We start from the raw sequence: 26,987 nt of genomic DNA, 5'->3' as shown, positions 1-26,987 counted from the left end.
CTTGCGTACTCAAAGAAAATACTGTTCATTGTGTAACCGGAAATTGTGATCTGAACCATTCGAATCTTCGGTAAGGTAGCACAGTGCCCGGATGCAGGTGCCAGCAAGGACCTGCCGGGTGCAACGTGGATTTCTGGAATATTGGGGGCGAGGCAATGGGTGCCGTGCGTTTCTGGCTCGCTAATCTGTACACGCGCCGCAAGCTGACCCTTGCAGGGCAGTACCTGATACTGCAATTGCTCATTATCGCGGTGGTGCTGGCAGGGGTCATCACGGTATCGCTGACTCAGGCCACCAATAACTTCGAAAAAATCGAGGGGCGCCGCAGCCTCTCGGCCGCCGAATCGCTGGCTGCAAACCCCCTGCTGCGCGTGCTCCTGCCCGAGGCGGAGCCGGAAATGGGTTCGGCGTTGCCTGCCATGGGCGAATCGGTGCGCAGCACCTCGGGTCTCCAATTCGTGACCATTGCCGATCCCCGGGGAACGGTCGTCACCTCCAGCTATCCGGATGAAGTCGGAACCTCGATACTGCACCCTGAATCCGCCGTCACCGAAGGCCGCGGATGGACCGGGGAAATCTGGCGCAATGGCAACCATGTATTGATTGCGCAGGTTCCGGTGCTGGATGACGAGGGGAAGATGGTCGGCATCGTCAGCGCCGGCCAAAGCTATCCCAGCACCGGTGAGATGATCCAGGAGATCGCCCCCAACGCCTTGTTCACCCTGGTCATTTCCCTGCTGCTGGGGACCGCCGGCTCAGTCTTGCTGGCCCGCCGGGTCAAGCACCAGACCCGCGGGCTTGAACCCCGGGAAATTGCAGAGCTTTTCGAGCATCGCGAAGCCCTGCTGCACGGAGTCAAAGAGGGAATCATCTCGGTGTCGCCGGATAGCCGGGTGATGCTGGCCAATGATGTCGCCATCGAGCTGCTCCAGCTTCCCAGCCACTGCGTGGGCAGGACCCTGGACGAATTGGATGTTGTTCCGCAGGTGCGCCATGCACTGACCACCAGCCAAGAGTTGCCCGACCGGCAATTCCTTGTCGGCGAGCGGGTATTGGTCTTCAACCGGATGCCGGTCAAGACCGCCAGGCGGGATTTGGGATCGGTCACCACCTTCCGCGACAAGACCGAACTGACCCTGCTGGAACAAGAACTTGGGGACAGCAAGGCCACCGCCGACATGCTCAGGGCGCAGACCCATGAATTCGCCAACCAGCTGCACGCAATTTCCGGGTTGATCCAGCTCGGGGAATACGACGAGGTCGTGGGCTTCATCGATGGCGTGAGCTTCAGCCGGAGCAAGATCTTCGAGGACGTCTCCGCATGCATCGCCGAACCCACGATTGCCGCGTTGCTGATTGCCAAGTCCAGCGTGGCCGCCGAGCGAGGGGTGCACCTGAAGATGGCGCCTAGCTCAACCTTGGGCAGGTGCGAGGACCAGCTGGCGCGGGATCTGACCACCGTGATCGGCAATCTCGTCGATAACGCGATGGACGCGGCCGCTGCGGCTGCCAATCCGGAAATCCAGGTCGGGATCGAGGAAACCAGCGAGCTGGTGCGAATCACCGTGAGGGACAATGGAGAAGGCATCGCGGAAGATGCCATGGACGAGATCTTCACCCAAGGTTTCTCCACCAAGGACAGCGCGGTTTCCGGCGGCAGGGGCTTCGGCCTTGCCATCAGCCGCCTGGTTTGCCGCCGCCGCGGTGGAGAGCTGGCCGCGGCCAATGCACAAGGTGCCCGGTTTACCGCCACGCTCAGGAAGTAGGAAGCAAGAAGTGATCAAAGTACTGGTGATCGACGATGACTTCATGGTCGCCAAGGTGCACGCTGGATTCGTCAACAGCGAACCGGGGTTCACCGTGGTCGGCGTGGCGCACTCCGCCGGTGACGCGATCAAGGCCGCCGGCGCGCTCTCGCCGGATCTCATCTTGCTCGATATCCATTTGCCGGACATGAACGGCCTGGACCTCTTGCAGCGCCTGCGCGAAGTCCAGCCGGAGCTCGATGTCCTGGTGATCAGCGCGGCGCGGGAAATGGATACCGTGCGCCGCGCGCTTCGTGGCGGCATCGTCCACTATCTGATGAAGCCCTTCTCGCGGGATGACCTGCGCGAACGGCTGGAGCACTACGCGAAGGCCTACCAGCCGCTGGGCGAAGCAGCGGACCAGGAATTGCAGCAGGCCGATGTGAACATGCTCTTCGGGCTCGGCGGACAAAAGCGCCGGCCTCTTCCCAAAGGCTGCAGCGCCGAAACCATGGAACTGGTTGAGAGCATCGTCAAGGAAGCTGCCGAACCCATATCGGCCACCGAAACCGCGCAGAAGCTGGGCACGTCCCGGGTGAGCGCTCGCCGGTATCTGGAATACCTGGCAGAGGAAAACCTGGCTCAGGTGAACCTGCGCTACGGGGGAGTCGGCAGGCCCGAACGCCGCTACTCATGGAGGGGGTAGTGGCAGCGGATCGTCCAGCCGCCCCCGGACGCAGAAAGCCGGGGCAGGCCTAGACGAAAGCTGCCGAACCCCGTTGGCGATGCTCGCTGGCCGCGTACGTGCCGAGGATCTTGATTTCCCAGGTGAAGAATTCCAGTTCTTCCAACGCCAAGCGCACAGGAAGGTCTTCGGGGTGGCCCTCGATGTCGACCATGAAGGTGGTAGCGGCGAAGGACGAACCGACCATGTAGCTTTCCATGCGGGTGAGATTCACGCCGTTCGTGGCAAATCCGCCTAATGCCTTGTATAGCGCGCTAGGCACGTTGCGCGCCTGGAACACCAAAGTGGTAATCACCGAGTCGGGGAGCTGGGAACGGTGCGGCAGTTCGTGCCTGCGGGCGAGCACTACGAAGCGGGTCGTGTTCGTCTGGTCGTCCTCGACACCGGAAGCCAGCACCTCCAAGCCGTAGAGTTCGGCCGCCATGGGCGGAGCGAGCGAGAGCTTGGCAGGATCGTTCCATTCGCGCACTTCGCGGGCCGAACCTGCAGTATCACCGGCAATCACCGGGGTCAGGCCGTGCTGGCGTATGACCTTGCGGCACTGGCCCAGCGCATGGATGTGGCTGTGCACCTCGGCCGCATCCGCGATGGTGCTGCCAGGCAGTCCGAGAAGGTCGAAGCGGATCCGCAGGTAGTGCTCGCCGACAATGTGCAGTTCCGACTCGGGGAGCAGGACATGGATATCGGCAACGCGACCGGCAATGGAGTTCTCTATCGGAATCATCGCCAGCTCCGCTTCACCGTTTTCCACCATGGCGAACGCGTCCTCGAAGCTGGCACAAGGCACGGCTTCCATGTCCGGGAAACGTTGCATGCAGGCCATATTCGAGTTGGAGCCGGCTTCGCCCTGGTATGAAATCTTCTTGCTCATTGAATCAAGATATCCCAGCGCAATGGCTGGGCAGGAATCCACGAAAGCAGATGACGCCAAGACGCACGGACTGCTGCCAAGGCAACTGCGCGCGCTCCAAAAACGGCGGCTGCCTTCCCGGCCAACTAGTTCTGGTAGTGATCCGCCAGCTTCTCCAGGCCCTCGTCAATGCTTACCGCAGGTTTCCAGTCCAGGACTTCATGGGTTTCGCGCTGGTCGAACCAATGCGCGGTAGACAGCTGCTCGGCCAGGAAACGGGTCATCGGCGGCTCATCATGAACCAAGTTGCGCGAACCGGCTGCCAACCACAACTTCTCGATCACCGAACCGGCCGCACGGGCCAGCCAGCCCGGAACGTTGAGCTTCGGAGCCGGGGCGCCGCCAGCCTTGCAGATGCCGGCGATCAGCTCGCCCACCGGCCGAGGTTCGCCATTGGTGACCACCAGGGCTCGCCCGTGGGCGTGGTCCATGCGTTCCAGACCGCGGACAATCGCCGCAGCGGCATTGTCGATATAGGTGGTGTCGATCAGTGCTGCGCCCTGGTCCAGCAGGGGCAGCCGTCCGGCCTTGGCCCGCTGGATGACGCGTTCCACCAGCTGGGTATCGCCGGGTCCCCACACAACGTGCGGGCGGATGGCGGTGACGCGAAGTGCTGGCGAATCGGCGCCCAGGGCATTGAGCTCGGCCGCTGCCTTGGAGCGTGCATAGAATCCATGCGCCTTGGCCGGATCGGCCTCACCCGCACCGGCGCCCGCCAGCGAATCGCCGAAGTGCGCCACGGAAGGGGAAGAGACGAACACGAAATCCCTGATTCCTGCGCGCTTGGACGCTTCGAGCAGATTGCTGGTTCCCGCGATATTGGTGGCGGCGAAGTCTTCCCATGCACCGGTGAAGGAGACCTTGGCTGCCAGGTGGATGACCGCGTCCATGGACTCCACGGCCGCGGCGACAGCCTGCGGATCCGTGAGCGAGCCGCGGACTTCATCGATGGCTGATGCCGAGCTGCCGCGCTGGAAGGTGCGCACATGGTGGCCCTTGTCGCGCAATAGCTGGGCTACAGCGCCACCCAGCATGCCACTGGCTCCGGTGACCAGAACGCGACGGGCAGCGTCTTCATTTTTCGATGGGCTCACGGATTGCGGATCCTTCCACCTGCGAGGGCCGCGGCAGCCCAGTGGGCGAGCGCGGCCCGGTCAATCTTGGAGTTGTGCCGGATATCGGTGGGCAGGCTTGGGACTACCAAGACCGCTGCCACCTCGGTGCCAGTGGCCGCGACCGCGGCGCGAACCTGGCGGGCCAGATCGCTGGCGGCCGGACCGGATTTGCGGGCCGCGGGCACCGTTTCCATGACGACCACCGCGGCCTGGGTTCCGTCAGGTCCCACGCCGACCAGCGCGGCACGGCCAGCGCCAGCAACCGACTCGACAGCGTGCTCGGCGGCTACCGGGGTAATAGCGCCCTTGGCGGTGCGCAGCACGTGGCCAAGGCGTCCTTCGACCCACAGGCGTCCGGCCTCATCCAGATGCCCGACATCGCCGGTGCGATGCCAGCCGGGGATGGAGACGCTGAGCTGTTCGGTGATCCACAGCCGGTCGTAGCGGTCCTTGACGTGCGGGGCGCGGACCAGGATTTCGCCGGTGGCATTCGGGGTGTATTCCGGCTTGTCTCCGGCCACGCCCAGGGCGTCAATCGGCGCGATGGCAACGGTGGCTCCGGCGACTGCGGTGCCCACGCACACGCCATTGCCCGCTCCGGCAGCGCGGATGCCGGCCAAGTCGATATCGGTGACTGGCAAGGCCTCGGTCATGCCGTACGGGGTGTGGACCCGGGCATTGGGAACCAGATCCTGCACCTTGGCCAGCAGATGCTCGGGAATCGGGGCGCCGGCGGACAGCATCAGCGAGACGCCTTCCAAGGTTTCCCGCTGAGCCTGGTTCAGCGAATCCTGGGTTTCCAGGACATTAGCCAGCGCGGCGGGGGAGGCAAAGACGGTGGTTGCATCCACCGCGAGGGCGGCGTCTGCCAACGCAGCGGCAGTCAAGGTCCGCGGTGCGGTGACGTCCATGTCCGGGGTGACCGAGGTGGCACCCAAAGCAGGGCCCAGCAGCGCGAACGGCGCGAAGCCTGCCACCAGCGCAGAGCCGGCCTTGAGGTTGTAGGTTTCACGCAGGGTATCGCGCATGGCGGCCAGTTCGCGATGCGTGTACACCACTCCCTTGGCCGGACCGGTGGAGCCGGAGGTGAACAGGACCGCCGCATCGGCATCCGGATCGGATGGCTCGAAAACCCGGGACCCGGAAGCGGCCTGGCTGCCGGCTTCATAGAGCTCGGGCAGGGTATGGGCTACCCCCAGCAGCTTGCGCTTCGCAGCAGGCAGGTCTCCAGCGGCAATCCTGGTTCCCGGCCAGCCGAACAGCCGCGCACCGGTGAGCGCACGGTCGATGCCAATCAGGTAGCTCGGGCCAGCACCCTTGATGGCTCGTCCCATGCCCTTGGTGCCAAGGCCGGCATCGGCCACCACAATGACCGCATCCAGGCGCAGGCAGGCGTAGATCAGGGTGGTCAGTTCAATTCCCGGTGGAACCAGCAGGTTCACCCGGTCGCCGGCCTCCACTCCGATCTGCCGCAATCCTGCGGCCAGGGCATTCACGCGCTGCCCCAGTTCGGCCCAGGACAGCGATCGCGCAGGATTGATGTCCACGACCGCGGCCGATTGGTCCTCGGTGCGCGAATCGAGTTCGGCAAGCATCGGACGGTATTCGCCCAGGGATTGGGCACGCGAGGTGTTCTTGGAACTCTTCTCGCCGGCAAGCCACTGGAAGATCGGGGTGGCAATATCGTTGTCTTCGCCCACCAAATGGCTGGAGCCTTCAAAGCGGTGTACCTGGGCGTGGGGCAGTCGCGACATCAAATCGCGCAGGTAGCGGTCGGAGAAGACCGGGTCCTTGGGTCCCCAGAGCATCAGGGCCGGGACCTTCAAGGAGCGCACTGCTTCCGAGATCTCGTCCAAGGCCGGACGGCTTGGGTGATCCTGGGAGAACGGGATATCGGCGACAAAGTTGGCTACGCCCTCGCGCTTTTCAGCGTTGGTGTACGGGGCCATGAAGGCCTTGCTGATATCCGGGGCCAAGGCCGGCTGCGCCAGCGCGTGGGTTACCTGCAAGAAGGCAGGGGAAGTCTTGGTGCCCCAACCGTGCACCGCGGGGTGGGACGCGAGTTTCAGCGCGGAGGGAAGCTCGAAGCCTGCAGGGTGGATTGCGGTGTTGGTCAACACCACGTTCTCCAGCTGGTCCGGGTGGGAGACGGCCCAGCCCAGGGAGATGATGCCGCCCCAGTCATGGCCTACGGTGGTGATTTTGCCGGTTAGCCCCAGTGCGCCAGTCAGATCGCCGAGATCGTTGACGCGGTCGGCCAGGCGGCGGAACTTGCCGCTGCGCTCGGAGAAGCCCATGTCCAGCTGGTCCACTGCCACCACTCGCCACAGCAGCCCGTGCTCGGACACATGGTTCAGCAGGCTGCGCCAGAGGTAGGACCAGGTGGGGTTGCCGTGCACGCAGAGCAAGGTGCCGGCCGGCTCAATTCCGCGTTGCTTCAGTTCTTCGTTGTTATCCAGGACGTGCCACCGGTGCCTAGTGCCCGGGGAGTCCACCTGCGACGTGGACGGTACTTCCAGATACTTCGAATAAATGGCATCTACACCGGGGAAAAGCTCGGTCACCAGGCAATCTCCATCATCGCGGTGTTCAGGCCGGAACCGACGCCCATGCACAGCACCCGGTCGCCCTTCTTCAGCGAGTCGGCTTCTTGGGACAGGGTCATGGGCAGGGAAGCCGGTCCGACATTGCCCCACTTGGAGAAAGTGATTGGCACGCGGTCCTTGACCAGGCCGACGGCCTTGATAATGGCATTGGTGTAGGACTTGGAAACCTGATGGGTCACGTAGCGGTCCATGGACTTCCAATTCCAACCGGATTGATGGGCTTCATCCCAGGCATCCACGACCAGTTCGAGGCCGTTATCCAGCAAGCCCTTCGTGTCCGTGTACATGCCCGAGGGTCCGCCGACACACAGCTCGTGGTGCTCGGTGCCGGCACGCGATACGCCGCCGACGATGCGGTGCGCTTCCGGGTGCGCATCCGCTGGGCCAATGACCGCAGCGGCGGCGCCGGAACCCAAGGTCAGCGTGGCGAATTCACGCATGTAGTCATCGCGCGTGGAAGTTTCAGCGTTCAGCCGCTGGAAAGTGGTTTCCTGGGTTGGCTTGGCATCTTCGCCGGCAACAATCAGGGCGTACTTGATCTGGCCGGAGTCGATCATGTTCGCTGCCAGGCTCATGCCGTTGACGAAGCCGAGGCAGGCGTTGGCCACGTCGAAATTCATGGCGGAGGATGGCAAGCCCAAGCCGTTGTGCACCTTGGAAGCCACCGACGGCTCCAAGTTGCGGCGGGTGACCGAAGTGTTGATCAGCAGGCCGATTTCGCTGGCATCGACACCGGCCTGGGCCAGCGCCTTCTTGCCGGCAAGAATTGCAGCGTCGTCGAATTCAACGCCATCGGACCACCAGCGGCGTTCCTTGACCCCGGAAACTCGTTCCAGAAGCTTCTTGGACAGGCGAAGGCGTTTCAGGCTAGGAGCAAGTCGCTCGTCGAATTCTGCAGAGCTCACCACCTCGGGTGCGAGGACGCTGTTCACTGATAAAAGCGCAACGTTGTGGTGCTTAAAGGTGGCATTGCCGTTCAAAATGGTGCCTTCGTTTCTGCTGGACTATCTATGTGCTGCGTGCTGCATTGAAACGTCGTGGCCGATGGGTGTGCGCCATCGGTTGCGTATGTGTTCTCCCTAGGTTATTCCCTGCATGACGCCAAGACCTATTTGAGCGCATTTTTTCAGCCGAAAGCTGGAATCAGTGCCTATGCAGACTATATCGATCCTACAGACTAGTCCTATGAGAATCATGGCAAGTGGGGGCGATCGTTCTGTGGGCCTGCTTCCATCTGCGCAGCCACAGGAAGCGCGCAGAAGCGCTCATCTGAAACTCCGGACAATAAAAGCGATCCCCGTCACATTGCTGGGCCAGAGTCGCGTTGTATGGATAGCGCATCAAATCACGCTGATGCCCTCGCCCTCATCGACAAGGCGGTATCCAATGACAACTTCAAGCGTTGAAGCACAAAGCACTCTTCCGGTCGTTCTGCGATTCGTGATCTATAGCCTTATCGGTATTTTGTTCTTCTTCCTCCCCATCACCATCAACGGCAAGAGCACCATCCCGTTGGATCACTTGGTGACGTGGATTCAAACTGCCGCGGCACCGGTCGTTCCGTACATTATCTTGCTGATGCTCGTCTGCGGGACAGTTTTTCCCTTCGTCACCGGAGGATGGAAGGCATCCAAGGTACGTGGCATATTCGCATTCCTGAACATCTTCGGGCTGGCTGTCGGCTGTTCGCTGCTCTTCAACTTTGCCCCGGCGTGGCTCAGCGATCCGGACATGGGTCCTTTTCTGCTGGACAAATTGGTCATTCCCGTTGGCTTGATCGTTCCAGTAGGTGCCATCTTCTTGGCCTTGCTAGTTGGCTACGGGCTGATGGAGTTCCTTGGTGTCTTCTGCCAACCGGTCATGCGTCCAATTTGGCGCACCCCGGGACGTTCGGCCGTGGATGCCGTGGCTTCCTTCGTGGGAAGCTACTCGCTGGGTCTGCTGATCACCGACCGCATGTACCGTGGCGGCCGCTACACGGGTCGCGAAGCTGCCATCATCGCTACCGGTTTTTCCACGGTGTCAGCCAGCTTCATGGTTATTGTTGCCAAGGCGCTGGACCTGATGGACCACTGGAGCCTGTACTTCTGGCTGTCGCTGGTAGTCACCTTTGCGGTGACCGCCATTTCGGTGCGCATTCCGCCTTTGAGCCGGATTCCAGACACGACGTACCTGGGCATGGAACATGACAAGGAAAAACTGGTCACGGGCAATCGTGCACGCGTTGCCTGGAGCGAAGCCATGGGAGCCTCGCGGCGAGCGCCATCGCTGCTCAAGAATGTCGGCGCCAACGTATGGGATGGGCTGAAAATGGCCATGGCAATTTTGCCGTCCATTCTCTCTGTCGGATTGCTCGGACTGGTGGTTGCCCGCTTCACTCCAGTTTTCGACTGGCTAGGATACCTGTTTGTCCCATTTGCCTGGATCGTCGGGCTGGATGACACGTTGCTGGCTGGCAAGGCTTCGGCTACCGGCATTGCTGAAATGTTCCTTCCAGCAACCCTCATTGCGGGACACGAATCCATCGAGCTGCGCATGGTGATCGCCATCGTTTGCGTCTCTGCAATCATCTTCTTTTCAGCATTGGTGCCATGCGTCCTGGCGACGCAGATTCCGCTGAACATCCCGCAGATGGTAGCTATCTGGTTCGTGCGCGTTGTCCTGACCATCCTCATCGCGACACCAATCGTGCGCATGCTGCTATAGGTCGGCTGCGCTGGCGCACGGCAGCTTGCGAAACCAATGGGTTGAACCGAGTGATGCTTTCCGATTCGACGCGACCACGCCATGTCGCGGCACTGTTGCAGCTTTGCGATTCCTGAATGCCGTTGCAAGGCGGAGACGATCCGTCGTTGAATGGTCGAACCGATACGACGGAAAGCAGGTTCCAATGAATCACTTACACGAATCAGGTGCTCCGATGCAGGGTGATCCGAGTATTCCCGACCAGCCAGAACCGCCAGCGCAACCGCCGACACCAGATGCTCCGCCAAGCCCGGCGCAGCCGGACGTACCACCAAGCCCTTCGCATCCGGATGGGCCGATCCCGCCCCCGGGCCCGCAGGATCCCACTGAGCCGGCGCCGGGGCACCCAACTGACCCCACGACTCCGCCACCGCCTGCATTCGCCTAGGCGCAACGACCGAGGCTGGCGACATCCAATGCCCTGCAGGAACCTGGTTCCTGCAGGGCATTGGCCATAACTGCAAGAAGTTGGGTCAAACGCCTATCGAGATCAAGGAGATCTGCCTCCGCTCGGCGATGCCCGTGAGCGCTTGCAGCAAGCCGGGACAGCGACGAAGCCAACCGGGTGAGCTATTTACCGAAGTCGGGATCGCAGGTAGAAGCGGAACGGTTATCGTGACCGCATCAATGTCCTCGTTCGCTATTCCGGTCGACGACGCAAGGACGCAAATCAACCGTGGGAACGCTATCGGGGCCGCTCAGGTAGCTCTACTGTCGCCGCGCATCGGTACAGTGGATCCAAGCAGTATTACTCTGCATTGGCGACCACCCTGTGAAAGGCGCAAATGGCACATTCAGTACAGGTGAAAGATCGAATTCGTGGAGTCCTGACCGGGATGGCTGCCGGAGATGCCCTGGGCGCGGGCTACGAATTCAACGCACCGTTGCCCGAATTCGCCAAAATCTCGATGATTGGTGGCGGGTTGGGCGATTTTGCGCCCGGGGAGTGGACCGACGACACCTCAATGGCCATAGTCGTTGCCCAGGGCCTGCTGGATTCCAACGGCAAGCTTGATGGTGCCGCGAGCAACTACATGGTTCGGGAATGGGCCAAATGGGCCACGAACGCACCGGACGTCGGCAACCAGACGCGGGCAGTCCTTGCCCACGCCCAGCATGTTGCGTCTGCTGACGGAAGAGCCGAGCCGACCGCTGATGATGCGCTAGCTGGTTCTGAACAGATTCACCGGAGAACTGGCCGCTCCGGCGGGAACGGCAGTCTCATGCGCACAGCGCCCGTGGCGCTGGCTTATCTGTCTGAACCGCCTGCTGCCGCATTCGAAGCTGCGGCAGCTATCAGCAAGCTGACCCATTTTGATGATGAAGCCGCTGAGGCCTGCGGGCTTTGGACAGTAGCCATTCACCACGCTGTGCGCACCGGCGAACTAGATATTCGCAGTGGTCTTGCGATGCTTGAACCAGAACGCGCACAAGCATGGGAGCAGCGCATCCACCAGGCCGAAAACCATCGACCTCGGGACTTCACAAATAACGGTTGGGTCGTTGAAGCGTTCCAAGGTGCTTGGAGCGCGATCGCCACCGCCGAACCGGAAGACGGGAACGCTCGCTTGGTTCCGGTGCTGGAAGCGGCTGTTCGCGGAGGCGTGGATACCGACACCGTGGCAGCCATCGCCGGATCGCTCATTGGCGCAGCTTCCGGGTTCTCGAGTGTTCCGGCGCAGTGGGTGGATATGGTCCACGGTTGGCCCGGAATGAGGATGCAACAGCTTGTCGATATTTCGAGTGAGCTCGCGGGCTAAGTTCTCCTGCGGGATCTTGCTTCTAGTCCCGGGCTGGTCGTCGAGCTTCCAGCTTCTGTGGCAGCACGATGCTGACTTCGTGGCGCACCCCACGCGCACCGAGGCCAGTCAGATCAATCGCTAGAAACCAGGGTCCGGAATGGGGCACCTTGATTCGGTATGGAGCACGGCGTGCCAGTCCACCGTATGCTTCGAATTCTTCTCCGTCCTGGAATGCCGCGAAATTTTCCGGATCCATCAACCGCAGATGAGCCGGTCCACTGAGAGTCACTACCAAGATGCTTCCCCGCTCAATGAAATCCCAATAATGTTCAGCAAAATTAGGCTCCGCCAATGCCAGCCTCCTCGATCCCAGGTGATCCGCCGAGCAGCGGACCCAGACCCATTAACTCAAATTCAGGCCAGTGTCGCCAACGCACCCAAGGCAAGAGCACTGTACCGGTTCGGGCATTTGCAACGGCAAAGCTGCAGGAGTCTGGAGAACGAGGCCTTCTGGTCTTTGGGGTGCGTCGCGTTGCCACCTCAACCGATGCCAGATCCGCGATCGCAAGAGGGCTAGTGGCAATTTCCATTCGAGCTGCCGGCAGGTGGCATGAGCCGATCGCTGCATTGGACGAGCCGGAAGCCATCGGCTATTGGGTCCCGGATACCGGGGCAAGGAAGCAATATGACGACTCGAACGATTCGATCTCAACCGGATTGACGTGCTAGGAGGCAATTAATCCGCTGCTCGCGATAGCGTACCTAAGTGGGATGAAGTAACGCACAACTTGGGTCATGGCGGCCCAGAGCAATGAGGCAAAGTTCATGGATTTACTGACGGGCATTGGCCTGGAACAACTGCGAATGTGGATTTGGATTCTGGTGATTGGTTTTGCCGTGGCGGCGGGGCTATGGCGGAGGCACCAGCTAGTGGCGGTCGCCCTGGCCTCAGTGCTCTTATTCGCCGCTGCCAGCGCCGGTGCCGGGATCTATATCCTGAAGCGGCCAGGTGATCCGCGATGGACCATGGGCGAGCCTCCGGTGAATGCCCCTGATCTTTCCGGAATACCAGTTGTGGGCAAGCAACTGGCTCCCGTGGAATCTGCATTGGAATCGATTGCCGGGGGAGTGAATTCCTTCTGGGAATTCAATCAGGCCCTGCCGGTGGCCCTCGACTTCTTTGAACGCAGCGGCTGGGCCCTGCTCGCGGCCATTCCGCTGATCATCGCCATGATGATCAAGACTTTCAGGGCTGCCAGCCGCCGCAGGCAGGAACTGAAGAACCTCAGTGGTGCCGTGGCGCAACTCCAATCCGAGCTTGCCGCGATCAAGGGGAATTTGTCTGAGCAGGGCACTGCGGCCGAGGCTCCAGAACAGGGCAGCCAACGGGAGAACGCAGGCACTCGTAGATCGCGCCGGGGCGAATGAACATTAATTAGCCAGACGCGAAACGGCGCCGGATCTGTCCTGCACTGCTGGACAAGACCGGCACCGTTCTCTGCGACCCGAGTGAGCTGGGGTGACTAGGCCAACGTCGCGGTATCGATTACGAAGCGGTAGCGGACATCGGATGCCAGCACGCGCTCGTAAGCCTCATTGATCTGCGTGGCACCGATGACCTCGATCTCTGCGCCAATGCCATGCTGGGCACAGAAATCCAGCATCTCCTGGGTTTCCTCGATGCCGCCGATCTGCGAACCTGCGAAGGAACGGCGTCCCCCGATCAGTGCGAAGGCATTGACAGGCAACGGTTCTGCCGGAGCACCAACGTTGACCATGGTGCCGTTCACGCGCAGCAGTCCGAGGTAGGCACTGACGTCGATGGAAGCGCTGACGGTGTTGATGATCAGGTCGAACTTCTTCTGCAGATCCTTGAAGGTGTTCTCATCGCTGGTGGCCCGGTAGTCGGTTGCGCCCAGCTTCAGTCCATCATCCTTCTTCTTCAGCGACTGCGACAGAACGGTGACCTCAGCGCCCATGGCACTGGCGATCTTGACCGCCATGTGGCCCAGGCCGCCGAGTCCCACGACGGCAATCTTCTTGCCCGGCCCTGCACCCCAGTGCCTCAGCGGGGAGAAGGTGGTGATGCCGGCGCAAAGCAGGGGCGCGGCAACATCCAGATCGATGCCTTCAGGAATGTTCAGGGCGAAGTTCTCGGTAACCACGACATGCGTGGCGTAGCCACCTTGGGTCATGCTGCCATCACGGTCACGAGCACCGTAGGTACCAACACTCTGCTCGCAGAATTGCTGGTCTCCGGCAAGGCAGTTCTCGCATTCCATGCAGGAATTGACCATGCAGCCCACGCCAACGCGGTCGCCCACCTTGTGCTTGGTTACCTCTGGCCCGACTTCGGCAACGATGCCGGCAATTTCGTGGCCCGGGACCAGCGGATAGTTCTGGTTTCCCCATTCTCCGCGCACCGTGTGGATGTCGGAGTGGCAGATGCCGGAGAACTTGATATCAATCAAGACATCGTGCGGACCTACTGCACGACGTTCAATCTGCGTCGGAATGAGTCCATCAGTCGCAGAGTGCGCTGCGTATGCATTGACCATAGTTGCCATCAGGTTTTTCCTTTGTCTTGCGGGTTGCGACTGGAAATGTTCTGGACTGCGGCGATTGCCGCGGCCCGTCAGGGCAAAGCCCATGGAGAACAACAATCGACAGGCTATGAATAATCCCGGCTGGAGAAAATTTCCTTCCGCAGGTTTCCCTGCCTAAATGAGGATCAACGCGCACCGTGCTGATTGCGCCCGGGGATCGCCAGGGCAGCAGCGCCGCATGATCTTCGCTGGTTGCCCAGGTTGCAAGGCCGCTCTCAAACGATGAATGGCAGCGACGCAAGTGGCTGGCACGCGCCTATCGCCCAAGAACTGCGTCTTTTGCCAATTCCCGGTAGGCTAGTACCTGGGTCTGCATGTTCTATGCGGGCCCCAAAAGAAAATAACTCCCAGGGCTGACTGACCGTTGGTCCCGACCGCCAGTTTCGCGGTCCTCGGTAGTGACTTTCGCTAGGGCAAATATGCGCCCCAGCGCGGGTCTCGATCGAAGACCAGATCTGGGTAGGGCCACACGGTTCGCTCATCCACCACGTGGGAGCGATCGAAAGGAGCACCCCCTTAATGGAGGGTCCAGAAATCCAATTCGCCGAAGCACAGATCGACAACGGTCGCTACGGCACCCGCACCATTCGCTTCGAAACCGGCCGCATTGCCAAGCAGGCTGCAGGTTCGGCAATGGTCTACATCGATGACGAGACCGCACTGCTCTCGGCAACTACCGCTGGCAAGCACCCACGCGAAGGCTTCGACTTCTTCCCACTGACCGTGGACGTTGAAGAGCGCATGTACGCAGCCGGCCGCATCCCAGGCAGCTTCTTCCGCCGCGAAGGCCGCCCGTCGACCGAAGCCATCCTGGCTTGCCGCCTGATGGACCGCCCACTGCGCCCAGCCTTCGTCAAGGGCCTGCGCAACGAGGTCCAGGTTGTCGTCACCGTGCTGTCCATCGAGCCAGATGAGCTGTACGACGTCGTAGCGATCAACGCTTCGTCGATGTCCACCCAGCTTTCGGGCCTGCCATTCTCCGGCCCAATCGGCGGCGTTCGCGTTGCACTGGTTGATGACGGAAACGGCGCACAGTGGGTTGCCTTCCCACGCCACTCCGAGCTGAAGAACGCTGTCTTCAACATGGTTGTTGCCGGCCGTATCGCTGGCGACGACGTTGCCATCATGATGGTGGAAGCTGAAGCTACCGACAACGCTTGGGAACTGATCAAGGAACGCGGCGTCCAGGCTCCAACCGAAGAGGTTGTCGCTGAAGGCCTTGAGGCTGCGAAGCCATTCATCAAGGTCCTGTGCGAGGCCCAGGCCGACCTGGCTGCTCGCGCTGCCAAGGAAACCGTTGAATTCCCGGTCTTCCGCGATTACGAAGAAGATGCCTTCACCGCTGTCGAGGCTGCTGCTTCGACCCGCTTGACGGAGATCTACACCATCGCTGACAAGCAGGAGCGCGACAACGCTGCCAGCGCATACAAGGAAGAGATCGTTGCATCGCTGGCTGGCGAAGGCAACGCTTTCGCAGGCCGCGAGGGTGAAATCTCCAAGGCATTCGGCGCTGTTACCAAGCACATCGTGCGCCAGCGCATCCTGACCGACCAGATCCGCATCGACGGCCGCGGCCTTGCTGACATCCGCCAGCTCTCGGCCGAGGTCGAGGTTCTGCCTCGCGTTCACGGTTCGGCAATCTTCGAGCGTGGCGAAACCCAGATCATGGGCGTCACCACCTTGAACATGCTGAAGATGGAACAGCAGATCGACTCGCTGTCGCCGGTGAAGACCAAGCGCTACATGCACAACTACAACTTCCCTCCATACTCGACCGGTGAAACCGGCCGTGTTGGTTCGCCTAAGCGCCGCGAAATCGGCCACGGCGCACTTGCTGAGCGCGCACTGGTTCCAGTGCTGCCTAGCCGCGAGGAATTCCCATACGCAATCCGCCAGGTCTCCGAGGCTTTGGGCTCCAACGGCTCGACCTCCATGGGCTCGGTTTGCGCATCGACCCTGTCGCTGCTGAACGCTGGCGTGCCACTGAAGGCTGCCGTTGCAGGCATCGCCATGGGCCTGGTTTCGGACACCGTAGACGGCGAAACCCGTTACGCTGCCCTGACCGATATCCTCGGTGCCGAAGATGCCATGGGCGACATGGACTTCAAGGTTGCAGGTACCTCCGAGTTTGTTACCGCGATCCAGCTGGACACCAAGCTGGATGGTATTCCGGCATCGGTTCTGGCCGCCGCACTGACCCAGGCTCGCGAAGCACGCCTGCACATCCTGAACGTTCTGAACCAGGCTATCGACGCTCCGGATGAACTGAACGTCAACGCTCCACGAATCATCTCCGTGAAGATTCCAGTGGACAAGATCGGCGAGGTCATCGGCCCTAAGGGCAAGATGATCAACCAGATCCAGGAAGACACCGGCGCTGACATCTCGATCGAAGATGACGGCACCGTGCTGATCGGCGCAACCAACGGCGAGTCCGCTGAAGCTGCCCGCTCGGCCATCAACGCTATTGCCAACCCTCAGGTTCCTGAGGTCGGCGAGCGTTACCTGGGTACCGTCGTGAAGCTGACCACCTTCGGTGCGTTCGTTTCGCTGACCCCGGGCAAGGACGGCCTGCTGCACATCTCCGAGCTGCGCAAGATCAACGATGGCAAGCGTGTCGAGGACGTCGAAGACGTCGTCGGCGTTGGCCAGAAGCTGCAGGTGGAGATCACCAAGATTGATGACCGCGGCAAGCTGTCGCTGGCTCCAGTCGTCGAGGAAGAAGCTGAAGAAGCAGTTGCTGCTGAGTAGTCTTTAGATTCTTGCTGAAAACCCCGATTCGCTTGGCGAATCGGGGTTTTTGCTTATTCTTGCCCGGGAGCTGGTTCCTGCCAAAGTCTTTGGCGGTCCTGGATGGAGGCAAGGCCTGATGACACAGCCCATTGGACTCTCGCAGATCTTCTTCATATTCCAAAGCGCGTGCCGCTTGGCGGAGAGAACCTATCGCGGGGGCTCACGCTTCCGATTCAAGAATCATCGGGAGTGCCTCGCGAGAAATTGTGCGCAAGGCATTTCCACTGCGCCACGCTGCCCTGGCTAGCTAAGGTGCTTGTCGTAGAACTCGCGCAGCTGGACGCTCTTCTGCTTGGCGATGTCATCCCATTCGTCGATCGACGCCGAATCATCCGCGTAATCGGAAGGGATCTTGAAGATCTGCAGCGGCACGTTGAAGCGCTGGCAAATGCTTGCGTAGGCGTAGCCCTCCATATCGACCAACGAGGCGCCCAAGGAGTTGATGTGGATACGCTGCTCGTCATTCGAGACGAACACATCGCCGGTAGCCATGGTGACCTGGAAATCAGGAAGCAGGATTGGACCGGTAGGGTCCGCATCTGCCGAGGGCAGCGGGAAATCATGCTGGATCAGTTTGGTGATCTGGTAAATGGTGTCCAAGCTCGGACGGTCTTCGCCGGCATGGCCAACAACGCCAGCGGTGCCAAGCACGACGACGTTTTTGATGTTGCCTTCAGCAAGCGCGCCAGCCAAGGCTACCGACGCATTGACCTTGCCAACACCGGAAATCAGGTGCTCGACATCTGCAAAGGCTACGGCTTCGTCTGCATGCGCAAAGACGAGCAAGGACTTCTGGTCCGACATGAACTTCCCCTCTAAAGAAATCAGTTCGGGGATTGGTGCCCCGAACGTCCTAAGAAGTCTATCGGTTACCTCCCGCGATATGCTCTCGATTCGCCAGACGGTGAGCAGATAGACTTTGCATATGAGTGATATTGAACTTGCTGAAGTTGAAAGCTTTGCACTGGACCACACCAAGGTCAAGGCTCCGTATGTGCGCAAGATCGGGGTTGAGCACGGTCCCAAGGGAGACGCCCTCTCCAACTACGACATCCGATTAGTACAGCCAAACCACGGTGAGATTCCCACGGCAGGTTTGCACACCATCGAGCACACCATGGCTGGCCTGCTGCGTACCCGCATCGATGGCCTGATCGATTTCTCGCCATTTGGCTGCCGCACCGGCTTCCACATGATCTTGTGGGGCGAGCCAACCCCAGAGGTCGTCGCCGCAGCCATCAAGAGTTCGCTGGAAGATATCGCGCAGAAGGTTACCTGGGAAGACGTACCCGGAACCGAAGCCGTCAGCTGTGGCAACTACCGCGACCATTCCCTGCACTCGGCTCGCGAGTGGGCCAAGGTCGTCCTGGAGCAGGGCATCAGCCTTGATGCATTCGATCGTTCCAAGCTTGCCTAGGCTATAGCTTGAGATCTGAAAATCCCGCGTGTTCCATTTGGAACGTGCGGGATTTTCTTTCTTAGCCGTCCCTTCGCCAAGTGGAAACGCTGGCCGTCAAAACGCAGATTCGCAGCGTCCCGTCGGCAGCAAGGACGCTATGCGCAAAATTAGCTTCTTGGCCGCGGCACTAGACGCCAGGACACTAGCTATCAGCGGATGCGTGAATTTTGATGCAGAGAGCACTGTTTATCTTGCCGGCGCATCTAGCGACCCGGAGCTGCAGACCCCAGCGCGCGCTGACGCAGAGCAGCGCGGATATCTTGACGCAACGTAGTCCGCTGAACTAGCTGGAGCGTATTTGCGCAGGCCCGATCCGATCGCCTATTTTCCTAGAATGTGATGGCTCCGTCACCACTGGGCTATTGCTTTCAAACCGCGGTTCTATGGGAGAATGAAAGACAGTGTACTTAGCTTGAAATGGCTATTCTCGACGACTTAAGGACGTATATTCGTGGCCATGATTCCATTGCCGTTGCATTCGGTGGAGACCGCGCAGTTTTCTCCGATTGACCCGGCGGACCCGACGTTGGTCCACCGAGGCGAAGGCGGCTCTGAAGTCCGGCGCAGCATCCTGCCCGGTGGCGTACGAGTCCTGACAGAAGCGATGCCCGGACAGCGGTCCACCACAGTGGGCTTCTGGGTACCGGTCGGTTCCCGCGACGAGGAATCAGGGCACTTCGGCTCCACGCACTTCCTGGAGCACCTGCTGTTCAAGGGCACTGCCAAGCGCACTGCCTTGGAAATCGCCCAGTCCTTCGATGCCGTGGGCGGCGAATCAAACGCAGCCACCGCCAAGGAATCGACCTGCTATTACGCCCGCGTCCTGGACACGGAGCTGCCAATGGCCCTTGAGGTCATCGCCGACATGGTCACCTCGGCAGTTATCGACCCGCAGGAACTGGAGCAGGAACGCGGGGTGATCATCGAGGAGCTGGCCATGGATGCAGATGACGCGATGGATGTCGCCCACGAGCGGTTCGTTGCCAATGTCTTGGGCGATCACCCATTGGGGCGTCCCATTGGAGGAACTCCTGAAGAGATCATGGAGATCTCCCGCGAGGCAGTCATGGAGCACTATCGTGCGCACTACCGCCCAAGCGAGTTGATTGTTACTGCCGCCGGATCCCTGGAGCACGACAAGCTGTGCGAGCTGCTTCTCAAGGCGCTGACCGAAGCAGGCTGGGAACTGGACCCGATGGCTGTGCCAGAACCACGCCGCATGGGTGAACCAGCGCAGATCACTTCGAAGGCCGGGCTGGAAGTAATCAACCGTCCGGGCGAGCAAGCCAACATCATCATGGGATGCTCCGGCATCACCGGCCATGATGACCGCCGTCAGGTTCTCGCAGTGCTGAACGCTGTTCTCGGCGGCGGCATGAGCTCAAGGTTGTTCCAGGAAATTCGCGAGAAGCGTGGACTGGTGTACTCGACCTACTCCTTCTCCGCCGCCTACACCGATGCCGGCTACTTTGGCATGTACGCGGGCTGCGCCCCGGCTAAAGCCGCTCAGGTTATCGGGCTGCTGGGGGCCGAGCTTGATCGGTTGGCCAAGGACGGCATCACCGAAACTGAATTGGCGCAGGCCAAGGGCCAGCTATCTGGTGGAACGGTGCTGGCTCTGGAGGATCCAGGAAGCCGCATGTCCCGTTTGGGCCGGGCAGAAATGATTACCGGAGAATTCCAGGACATCGACGAAGCACTGTCTCGCGTCAATGCCGTCACGGCCCAGGAAGTTCAGGATCTGGCCCAGGAACTGGCCTCCAAGGATCGAGTGATCACCGTGGTGGGACCGTTTGAAAGTGAAGCCGACTTGGGCCTCTAGAGCTGGGTGCCGTGCCCCTGGAATCGAATCTGAGGATTTCGATTCCAGGGGCATGACCGTTTTCTCTGGGTCATGCCGCGGCATCTACTAGCGCGGCAAGCTCGGGCGCATGAGAGAAATTGAACCCATGTGCACCCTGATGCATGACAGTGAGCTTGGCTTGCGGTGTTCTTGCGACCAGGCGAAGACCGAACTCCGGTGGAGACAGCGGATCCCGGGTGCCGCACACGACATCAATCGGGCACTGGACCGTACGAAGCAATTCAACGGTGGAGTAGTCCAGCATCTGGGCGCAGCTTTTGGCCCACCATGGGATGCCGCAGCGCAGGTAATCGACGAGCAATATTGCCTTCACCGAGTTCAACTCGTGCGGGAAATCTTCAAAGAGCCGGCGGGCCTGCCTGAACAGCGTCGCTTCACGGTCGTTGACCGCAGGAGCTGCAATGACCAGGTGCTTGACCAGATCCGGCCACGCGCGAGCTAGCTCAATGGAAACCTGCGCGCCCATGGAATGCCCGAGGACGATAGCGTTCTCAACCTTCAGCTCGCGCAACGCCAATGCTACTTCGTGCGCGAAACGCGGTACGGTCACCGGGCGGCCATCATCCAGATTCTTGCCGTGGCCTGGAAGTTCGGGAACGATCACTCGATACTTCTTAGCCAAGATGTTGGCCAGCGGAGTGAAATAGCGGCTGGATGCTCCGAGCCCGTGAATCAGCACCACGTCAGGGCCATGGCCCGCGACACGAACCGAAAGCCTGGTCCTGAGGGATTCGGGCAATTGCCCAAAGTAATCGTGGCGCACGCCAGCCTTTCATCGTGCGAAAAGTGCGCACACACTATCGGTAGGGAAAATCGGCACGCTCACCTGAAATGGCGAGACAGGCAAAAAGGAATTAACCGCCCGCCCCGGTCGAATGCTGGGTAATAGCGGAACGAAGGTCTTCCGGGAAGAGCTCCTGCACGCCTTCCTCGTATTTGGAACCGTCATCTGGACGGCGCAGTTCCTGCCCGTCAATGCGGAACGGGAAGGCATCCGCCTGGGCAGCGGTGTCCGCCGAGTCCTGGCTATCGGGTGCGCAAGTAGCCCAGCCGTAGGTCGTGGAGTCCTCGATACGGAAAACCTCAACCTGGCAAGTCGGCGAATCGATGACCGTTCCCTGTTCTTGGACGACATCAGTAATAGTTGCTCGCTCGTCATCGGACAGGGTGATCGGTTCATCGCCTGAACCGCAGGAAGTGATTGCAAAGGTCGCGACAAGCGTTGCGCCGATGCCGAAACCAAAGCGCTTAATTTTCTGACCCATGGCCCTGCTTACTACTTGGAGACTCCTGACACATATTTTTCCCCTATTTGCTAGGCAAAACAAGTTGGGCTGGCCGTAGGGAGCAAGCAGAAGCAAATATCTGGGAACTCGCCTCAGGGTATTCGCTGCAAAACTCGCGTGGGATCACGTAATCGTTGGCAAGGCAGGTGCCTGCAGGGCGATAGGCTTAAGCCCATGAGTGCACAGATCAAGGTGGCCGTGCTCGGCGCGGCCGGACGAATGGGCTCGGAAGCGGTCAAGGCCGTAACTGAGGCTGCAGACATGGAATTGGTAACAAGCTTGGGAAGAGGCGACGATTTGTCGCAGATCCTTGAAGCCGGAGCAACGCACATCGTTGACCTTTCTGTGCCGGCATCCACCGAGGCCAATGTGCATTTTGCCGTCGAGAACGGGCTTCATGCAGTGGTTGGCACCACTGGCTGGGATGATGATCGCCGCGCGAATTTGGAAGGGCTGCTGGGCAAGCATCCGCAGGCAGGTGTGCTGATTGCGCCCAACTTCGCCCTGGGCTCGGTGCTCGCCAGCGCTTTCGCGGCTACGGCCGCCAAGTACTTCGAATCCGTAGAGATCATTGAGCTGCACCATCCGAATAAGGTGGACGCGCCTAGCGGCACCGCGGTGCGTACCGCTGAACTGATCGCGAAGTCGCGTGAAGCCGCTGGAGTCCCCGCGAGCCCGGACGCTACCGAGACCCAGCTCGATGGCGCCCGTGGCGCAGTCGTCGATGGAATCAACGTTCATTCGGTACGCCTGCGCGGCCTCGTAGCCCACCAGGAAGTGCTCTTTGGCGGCCCGGGGGAGCAGTTCACCTTGCGCCATGATTCCTTCGACCGTGCCTCGTTCATGCCAGGCGTTCTCCTGGGCCTGCGTACTGTTGGCTCCCGCCCGGGCCTGACCTATGGCCTTGATGGCTTCCTGGAGCTGGGCCAGTGAAAACGAAACTTTGGGTAGGCGGCATTCTGCTGCTGTTCGCGCTGTACATTGGAATGACCTTCACCCAGGCGATCCGTCTGCTAAAAACCGGGGAACTGGTCGCGCAGGTCATGGGCATTGCAATCCTGGTTATTCCTGCACTGTGCGTCTGGATCCTCATTCGCGAGGTGCTCTTCGGGCTGCGCACTGAGAAAATGGGCAAGTCCTTGGCCGCCTCAGGTGAGCTGCCAGAGGATCTTCCCCGCATGCCGTCGGGACGTTTCCTCCGTTCGGCCGCCGACGCTGATTTCCCTATCCATCAGCAGGATGTGGAAGAGAACCCGGAATCATGGAAATCCTGGTACCGTCTGGCACTGGCGTATGAAGCCTGCGGTGACAAGCCGCGCGCCCGCAAATCCATGCGTACTGCGATCGAATTCTGGCGAGCAGACCAGAAGGTCAGCCAGTAATTGCATAAAACAGCATCCTATTGATGGCCCGGACTCACGAGAGTCCGGGCCATCGCTCTAGAATTTGCTCTTCGTCTCGGGGGTGCTGTCAGCTCCGCTAAACACCCGGACGCCATATTCCAAAGGGCCAGAGGCCTTGCTGAAGCCAAGCCAAATTCCGAAGACGGCCGTCGTTGCACAGAGAACCCACCAAATGGCCATTGGGTCCAAGTGCTCTTTCAGCGCCGGCAGCAAGATAATGTGCCCTGCATACAGGGTCAGCGGGGCCCGGCCGGCGCCAGCCAGAATCCGGCCGAGCGCACCCAGACGACCAATGATCAGCTGGAGCAGGCCGATGATAGCGACAGCGCAGGCGGCGTTGTGCAGCGTTGAGAGCGAAGAATTGCTGTGACCGGTCGGCAGCCAGAGATAGGCTGGATTGTCCAGGAATGGATCCAGGTTGGCGCCCGGCAAACGCCCGGTGGTGATCATTGTGGGAACGAGGGATACCTCCAGGCCCAGTTCACGGGCTATGAGCCCGGCATTTTGCATGCTCACCGAATGGCCCACCCATTGGGTTGCCGCCGCGATAATCGAACCGCCCAATGCAAGCAGACTCGCGGTCCTCGTGCTGTGCAGGTTGCATCTTGCAATGGCTATTCCAAGAAGGCCGAAACCGAACCAGACCATCAATGGGTAGTATCCGGTGACCGTTAGATCCTTGAGGAGCAGTTGCGGGGTGAGAATGTCGCCGAAGCTCGGATTATGGCCCAGCGAGTCCGCAATCCAGTTGCTGGCAAGCGGTCGCCAAAGAACCGGCATAAGCAGCAGCCAAAGGGCCGAGACTACCCAAATGGTTATTCTCGACAGCTTCAGCGCTAGTGGAAGCAATAGAAACAGTAGCCCATAGTGGACAAGAATGACCGCGATGGCTTCATTTACTGACCCAATTGCCATTCCGAGCACGGCAATAATTAATGCTCTCAGCACAAGGACTGAGTAAACCTTAGGGTGGGAAAAGCCCTTTCGAGCCAAGGATTTCGAGAGCAGAACCAGGGATAAACCCGCCAGCACCATGAACAGGACAGATGCTCGGCCGGAGGCGAAAGTCCCGGTAAATGTTGGGGAGTAGGCGGGTGCGCCGCTGGTTTCATAGAGCGCGAAAACGTGCGCGGCGAACATCCCGAGGATGGCGGCAAGCCGTGCCGCGTCCACGCCCAGCAACCGCTGGGAACTACCCAAATCGTTCATGGAATCATCGCACCACGAATTGCGCGGGGGATGCCATTGCAACATGCGCGAGTGTAGATTTAATGCCATGGCTACAAGTGCAATTGATAATCAGGCATACCCGTTCGGTACCGTGCTGACCGCTATGGTCACGCCCTTCGATGAAGCGGGTGAAGTCGATTACGCGATGGCTGCCAAACTGGCAACGAAGCTGGTTGATGATGGCTGCGACGGACTGGTCGTCACCGGTACCACCGGCGAGACCTCGACCCTGACCGATGAAGAGAACATCGAGATGTTCCGTACCGTCGCCGAGGCGGTGGGGGACCGTGTCGCAGTGCTGGCCGGTTCCACTACCAACGACACCCGTCACTCCATCAAGCTCTCGCTGGCTGCCAAGGAAGCGGGCGTAGACGGTGTGCTGTTGACCACCCCCTACTACAACAAGCCAAGCCAGGCCGGCGTCATCGCCCACGTCGAGGCCATCGCCGAAGCCGTTGAGCTGCCCATCATGCTCTACGACATCCCGGGACGCACCGGCATCGCGCTGGCGCCCGAGACCATCATTGAGCTGTCCAGGATTCCTCAGGTCATTGCGCTGAAGGACGCCAAGGCGGATTACCAGTCCACCACCACCGTGCTGGCCACAACCGATCTGCACGTGTACTCCGGCGACGATGGGCTGACTTTGCCGCTGATGGCGGCAGGTGCTGTCGGCGTGGTTTCGGTCACCGCTCACGTTGCGGCCGCTAAGTACCGTACGCTTGTTAATGCAATGCATGCAGGAGATCTGGCGACTGCACGCACCACACACTTTGAGCTGGACGCGATCCAGCGCGGCATCATGGGCCACATTCAGGGCGCCGTGGCCGCAAAATATGGACTTCACTGGCAGGGTGTCCTGCCGAACACCGTCGTCCGACTGCCGCTGTTGGCACCGTCGGACGCAGAGCTCGATGCCATCCGCGCGGACCTACGTGAAGGTGGATGGGATCTGTAACGAAAGGGACTAACCACATATGACTGAGAGTTCAGTAGGCAAGGCTGACGCTGCGCGTATGCAGACTCCGGCGAAGCTGAAGAAGGGAACAATGCGAATTGTTCCCCTCGGCGGCTTGGGCGAGGTCGGCCGAAACATGACCGTTTTCGAACTCAACGGGAAACTGTTGATCATCGACTGCGGCGTGCTCTTCCCCGAGGAGCACCAGCCTGGCGTGGATCTGATCCTGCCAGACTTCTCCTACATCAAGGACCGCTTGGACGACGTGGTGGGCCTCGTGCTGACCCACGGCCACGAGGACCACATCGGTGCTGTTCCGTACCTGTTGCGCCTGCGCGAAGACATCCCTTTGTACGGGTCGAAGCTGACCCTGGCCTTCGTCGAAGCAAAGCTGGCAGAACACCGCATCAAGGCCAACACCAATATCGTGGTGGAGGGCGAGATCGCGCAGGTTGGCAACTTCGAATGCGAGTTCGTAGCTGTGAACCACTCGATCCCGGATGCCTTGGCAGTATTCCTGCGCACCGAAGCCGGTACCGTGCTGCACACCGGCGACTTCAAGATGGACCAGCTGCCACTTGACGGCCGCATCACCGACCTGCGCCACTTCGCGCGCCTGGGCGAGGAAGGCGTGGACTTGTTCCTGCCGGACTCCACCAACGCCGAAGTTCCGGGCTTCACCGTTGCCGAACGCGAAATCGGCCCGGTACTCGAGGCCAAGTTCGCGCGCGCCCGCCGCCGCATCATCGTCGCTTCGTTCTCCTCGCACGTCCACCGCGTGCAGCAGGTTCTGGACGCCGCAGCGGTGCACGGCCGCAAGGTGGCCTTCATCGGCCGCTCGATGGTGCGCAATATGGGCATCGCCGAACGCTTGGGCTACCTCGAAGTGCCACAGGGTGTCCTGGTCGACCTGAAGCAGATCGATTCGCTGCCAGACCACAAGGTCGTGCTGATGTCCACCGGTTCGCAGGGCGAGCCGATGGCTGCACTGTCCCGCATGGCCAACGGCGAGCACAAGGTCCAGATCAACCCGGGCGACACCGTCATCCTGGCCTCCAGCCTGATCCCGGGCAATGAGAACTCGGTCTTCCGCGTGATCAACGGCCTGATGCGCTTGGGTGCCGAGGTCATCCACAAGGGCATGGCCAAGGTCCACGTTTCCGGTCACGCATCGGCTGGCGAATTGCTCTACTGCTACAACATCCTGCGCCCGAAGAACGTGCTTCCGGTGCACGGCGAAACCCGCCACCTGATTGCCAACGGCCGCCTGGCCGCGCAGGCCGGTGTCCCGGAGGACAACGTGCTGCTGGCAGACGACGGCTCGGTCATCGACATGAAGGACGGCGTAGCAAAGCTCGTTGGCCAGGTCGAATGCGGCTACGTCTACGTTGACGGTTCCAAGGTCGGCACCATCACCGATGATGACCTGAAGGACCGCGTCACCCTGGGTGAAGAAGGCTTCATCTCGGTCATCACCGTGATCAACCGCCAGAACGGCACGATCATCTCCGGCCCGGACATCCACGCACGTGGTGTAGCCGAAGAGGACTCGGTCTTCAACGAGATCAAGCCGAAGATCGCAGCTGCGATTATGGAAGCGGTGGGCAACAACCCGAACCACTCCACGCACCAGCTGCAGCAGATCACGCGCCGCGTGATCGGCTCGTGGGTATCGCGCAAGCTGCGTCGCCGCCCAATGATCGTTCCTGTAGTGCTCGAAGCCTAGGCTTCCAAAAATATTGCCTCGAACCAATTAAGGTTCGAGGCAATATTTTTATGG

Annotated in this window: 22 protein-coding genes; 12 read left to right on the top strand and 10 right to left on the bottom strand. The window is 60.5% G+C overall.

The window, feature by feature from the left end; translation table 11 throughout:
* Positions 1-155 precede the first annotated feature (155 nt).
* Both EDF61_RS00490 and EDF61_RS00485 read left to right on the top strand, forming a co-directional pair.
* The gene (locus tag EDF61_RS00490) at positions 156-1,766 is read left to right on the top strand and encodes a sensor histidine kinase (protein ID WP_105661847.1); all 1,611 of its coding nucleotides are present in this window, start codon (positions 156-158) and stop codon (positions 1,764-1,766) included.
* 10 nt (positions 1,767-1,776) lie between these two features.
* Entirely contained in the window at positions 1,777-2,451 is a 675-nt protein-coding gene (locus EDF61_RS00485; RefSeq protein WP_102598037.1) for a response regulator, read from the top strand.
* Positions 2,452-2,500: 49 nt separating this feature from the next.
* Here the strand turns inward: EDF61_RS00485 and EDF61_RS00480 are convergent, their stop codons facing one another.
* From EDF61_RS00480 to EDF61_RS00465, 4 genes are all read right to left on the bottom strand, one after another.
* Entirely contained in the window at positions 2,501-3,361 is an 861-nt protein-coding gene (locus EDF61_RS00480; protein ID WP_105661923.1) for a prephenate dehydratase, read from the bottom strand.
* A 125-nt stretch (positions 3,362-3,486) separates the two neighbouring features.
* Positions 3,487-4,494 carry an NAD-dependent epimerase/dehydratase family protein gene (locus EDF61_RS00475; protein WP_133832984.1) on the bottom strand — a complete coding sequence of 336 codons (1,008 nt, stop codon included), beginning with the start codon at positions 4,492-4,494 and terminating at the stop codon, positions 3,487-3,489.
* Complete coding sequence (locus EDF61_RS00470) at positions 4,491-7,079, bottom strand: alpha/beta fold hydrolase (protein WP_133832983.1); 2,589 nt, start codon at positions 7,077-7,079, stop codon at positions 4,491-4,493. Before EDF61_RS00470 ends, EDF61_RS00475 begins: the two co-directional genes overlap by 4 nt.
* Positions 7,076-8,101, bottom strand: coding sequence for a 3-oxoacyl-ACP synthase III (locus EDF61_RS00465; protein WP_013348415.1), 1,026 nt, complete (start codon positions 8,099-8,101; stop codon positions 7,076-7,078). The genes EDF61_RS00470 and EDF61_RS00465 overlap by 4 nt, the downstream gene beginning before the upstream one ends.
* Positions 8,102-8,507: 406 nt before the next feature.
* Here EDF61_RS00465 and EDF61_RS00460 point away from each other — a divergent pair, with 406 nt between their 5' ends.
* The gene (locus EDF61_RS00460; protein WP_133832982.1) at positions 8,508-9,827 is read left to right on the top strand and encodes a YjiH family protein; all 1,320 of its coding nucleotides are present in this window, start codon (positions 8,508-8,510) and stop codon (positions 9,825-9,827) included.
* A gap of 824 nt (positions 9,828-10,651) precedes the next feature.
* On the top strand, positions 10,652-11,626 hold the full coding sequence (locus EDF61_RS00455) for an ADP-ribosylglycohydrolase family protein (protein WP_133832981.1): 975 nt from the start codon (positions 10,652-10,654) through the stop codon (positions 11,624-11,626).
* A 22-nt stretch (positions 11,627-11,648) separates the two neighbouring features.
* On the opposite strand, the gene EDF61_RS00450 is transcribed toward EDF61_RS00455, so the two are convergent.
* Positions 11,649-11,960: a DUF1883 domain-containing protein gene (locus EDF61_RS00450; RefSeq protein WP_166650648.1), complete on the bottom strand. Its 312-nt coding sequence runs from the start codon at positions 11,958-11,960 to the stop codon at positions 11,649-11,651.
* Positions 11,961-12,433: 473 nt separating this feature from the next.
* Between EDF61_RS00450 and EDF61_RS00445 the strand changes: the two genes are divergently transcribed.
* Positions 12,434-13,036, top strand: coding sequence for a hypothetical protein (locus tag EDF61_RS00445; RefSeq protein ID WP_133832980.1), 603 nt, complete (start codon positions 12,434-12,436; stop codon positions 13,034-13,036).
* Between the two features lie 95 nt (positions 13,037-13,131).
* On the opposite strand, the gene EDF61_RS00440 is transcribed toward EDF61_RS00445, so the two are convergent.
* On the bottom strand, positions 13,132-14,175 hold the full coding sequence (locus tag EDF61_RS00440; RefSeq protein ID WP_133832979.1) for an NAD(P)-dependent alcohol dehydrogenase: 1,044 nt from the start codon (positions 14,173-14,175) through the stop codon (positions 13,132-13,134).
* Positions 14,176-14,733: 558 nt separating this feature from the next.
* Here EDF61_RS00440 and EDF61_RS00435 point away from each other — a divergent pair.
* Positions 14,734-16,965 (top strand): polyribonucleotide nucleotidyltransferase, encoded by a 2,232-nt coding sequence (locus EDF61_RS00435; protein ID WP_133832978.1) that lies wholly within the window; start codon positions 14,734-14,736, stop codon positions 16,963-16,965.
* Positions 16,966-17,250: 285 nt separating this feature from the next.
* Here EDF61_RS00435 and EDF61_RS00430 read toward each other — a convergent pair whose 3' ends face one another.
* Entirely contained in the window at positions 17,251-17,811 is a 561-nt protein-coding gene (locus tag EDF61_RS00430) for a phosphorylase family protein (protein WP_133832977.1), read from the bottom strand.
* Between the two features lie 121 nt (positions 17,812-17,932).
* On the opposite strand from EDF61_RS00430, the gene EDF61_RS00425 reads away from it, so the two are divergent.
* Both EDF61_RS00425 and EDF61_RS00420 read left to right on the top strand, forming a co-directional pair.
* The gene (locus tag EDF61_RS00425) at positions 17,933-18,424 is read left to right on the top strand and encodes an S-ribosylhomocysteine lyase (RefSeq protein WP_133832976.1); all 492 of its coding nucleotides are present in this window, start codon (positions 17,933-17,935) and stop codon (positions 18,422-18,424) included.
* Positions 18,425-18,917: 493 nt separating this feature from the next.
* On the top strand, positions 18,918-20,288 hold the full coding sequence (locus EDF61_RS00420) for a M16 family metallopeptidase (RefSeq protein WP_286134282.1): 1,371 nt from the start codon (positions 18,918-18,920) through the stop codon (positions 20,286-20,288).
* Positions 20,289-20,358: 70 nt separating this feature from the next.
* Here EDF61_RS00420 and EDF61_RS00415 read toward each other — a convergent pair whose 3' ends face one another.
* A complete protein-coding gene (locus EDF61_RS00415; protein WP_166650647.1) occupies positions 20,359-21,069 on the bottom strand; it encodes an alpha/beta fold hydrolase in 711 nt (236 codons plus the stop codon).
* Between the two features lie 115 nt (positions 21,070-21,184).
* Positions 21,185-21,595, bottom strand: a complete 411-nt coding sequence (locus EDF61_RS00410) for a hypothetical protein (protein WP_105658192.1) — start codon at positions 21,593-21,595, stop codon at positions 21,185-21,187.
* 195 nt (positions 21,596-21,790) lie between these two features.
* Between EDF61_RS00410 and dapB the strand changes: the two genes are divergently transcribed.
* Both dapB and EDF61_RS00400 read left to right on the top strand, forming a co-directional pair.
* Positions 21,791-22,549: a 4-hydroxy-tetrahydrodipicolinate reductase gene (gene dapB / locus EDF61_RS00405; RefSeq protein WP_133832974.1), complete on the top strand. Its 759-nt coding sequence runs from the start codon at positions 21,791-21,793 to the stop codon at positions 22,547-22,549.
* The gene (locus EDF61_RS00400) at positions 22,546-22,998 is read left to right on the top strand and encodes a tetratricopeptide repeat protein (RefSeq protein ID WP_133832973.1); all 453 of its coding nucleotides are present in this window, start codon (positions 22,546-22,548) and stop codon (positions 22,996-22,998) included. The genes dapB and EDF61_RS00400 overlap by 4 nt, the downstream gene beginning before the upstream one ends.
* Positions 22,999-23,055: 57 nt before the next feature.
* Here the strand turns inward: EDF61_RS00400 and EDF61_RS00395 are convergent, their stop codons facing one another.
* Positions 23,056-24,228, bottom strand: coding sequence for a heparan-alpha-glucosaminide N-acetyltransferase domain-containing protein (locus EDF61_RS00395; protein ID WP_166650646.1), 1,173 nt, complete (start codon positions 24,226-24,228; stop codon positions 23,056-23,058).
* 67 nt (positions 24,229-24,295) lie between these two features.
* On the opposite strand from EDF61_RS00395, the gene dapA reads away from it, so the two are divergent.
* Together dapA and EDF61_RS00385 are read left to right on the top strand one after the other, a co-directional pair.
* Positions 24,296-25,207 carry a 4-hydroxy-tetrahydrodipicolinate synthase gene (gene dapA / locus EDF61_RS00390; RefSeq protein ID WP_133832971.1) on the top strand — a complete coding sequence of 304 codons (912 nt, stop codon included), beginning with the start codon at positions 24,296-24,298 and terminating at the stop codon, positions 25,205-25,207.
* 19 nt (positions 25,208-25,226) lie between these two features.
* Positions 25,227-26,933: a ribonuclease J gene (locus EDF61_RS00385; protein ID WP_105658187.1), complete on the top strand. Its 1,707-nt coding sequence runs from the start codon at positions 25,227-25,229 to the stop codon at positions 26,931-26,933.
* Positions 26,934-26,987 lie beyond the last annotated feature (54 nt).

This window comes from Arthrobacter sp. JUb115 (assembly GCF_004365035.1).
Lineage (GTDB): Bacteria > Actinomycetota > Actinomycetes > Actinomycetales > Micrococcaceae > Glutamicibacter.
The sequence above is the reverse complement of the archived record's forward strand: the minus strand, read 5'-3'. Positions and strand labels throughout refer to the sequence as shown.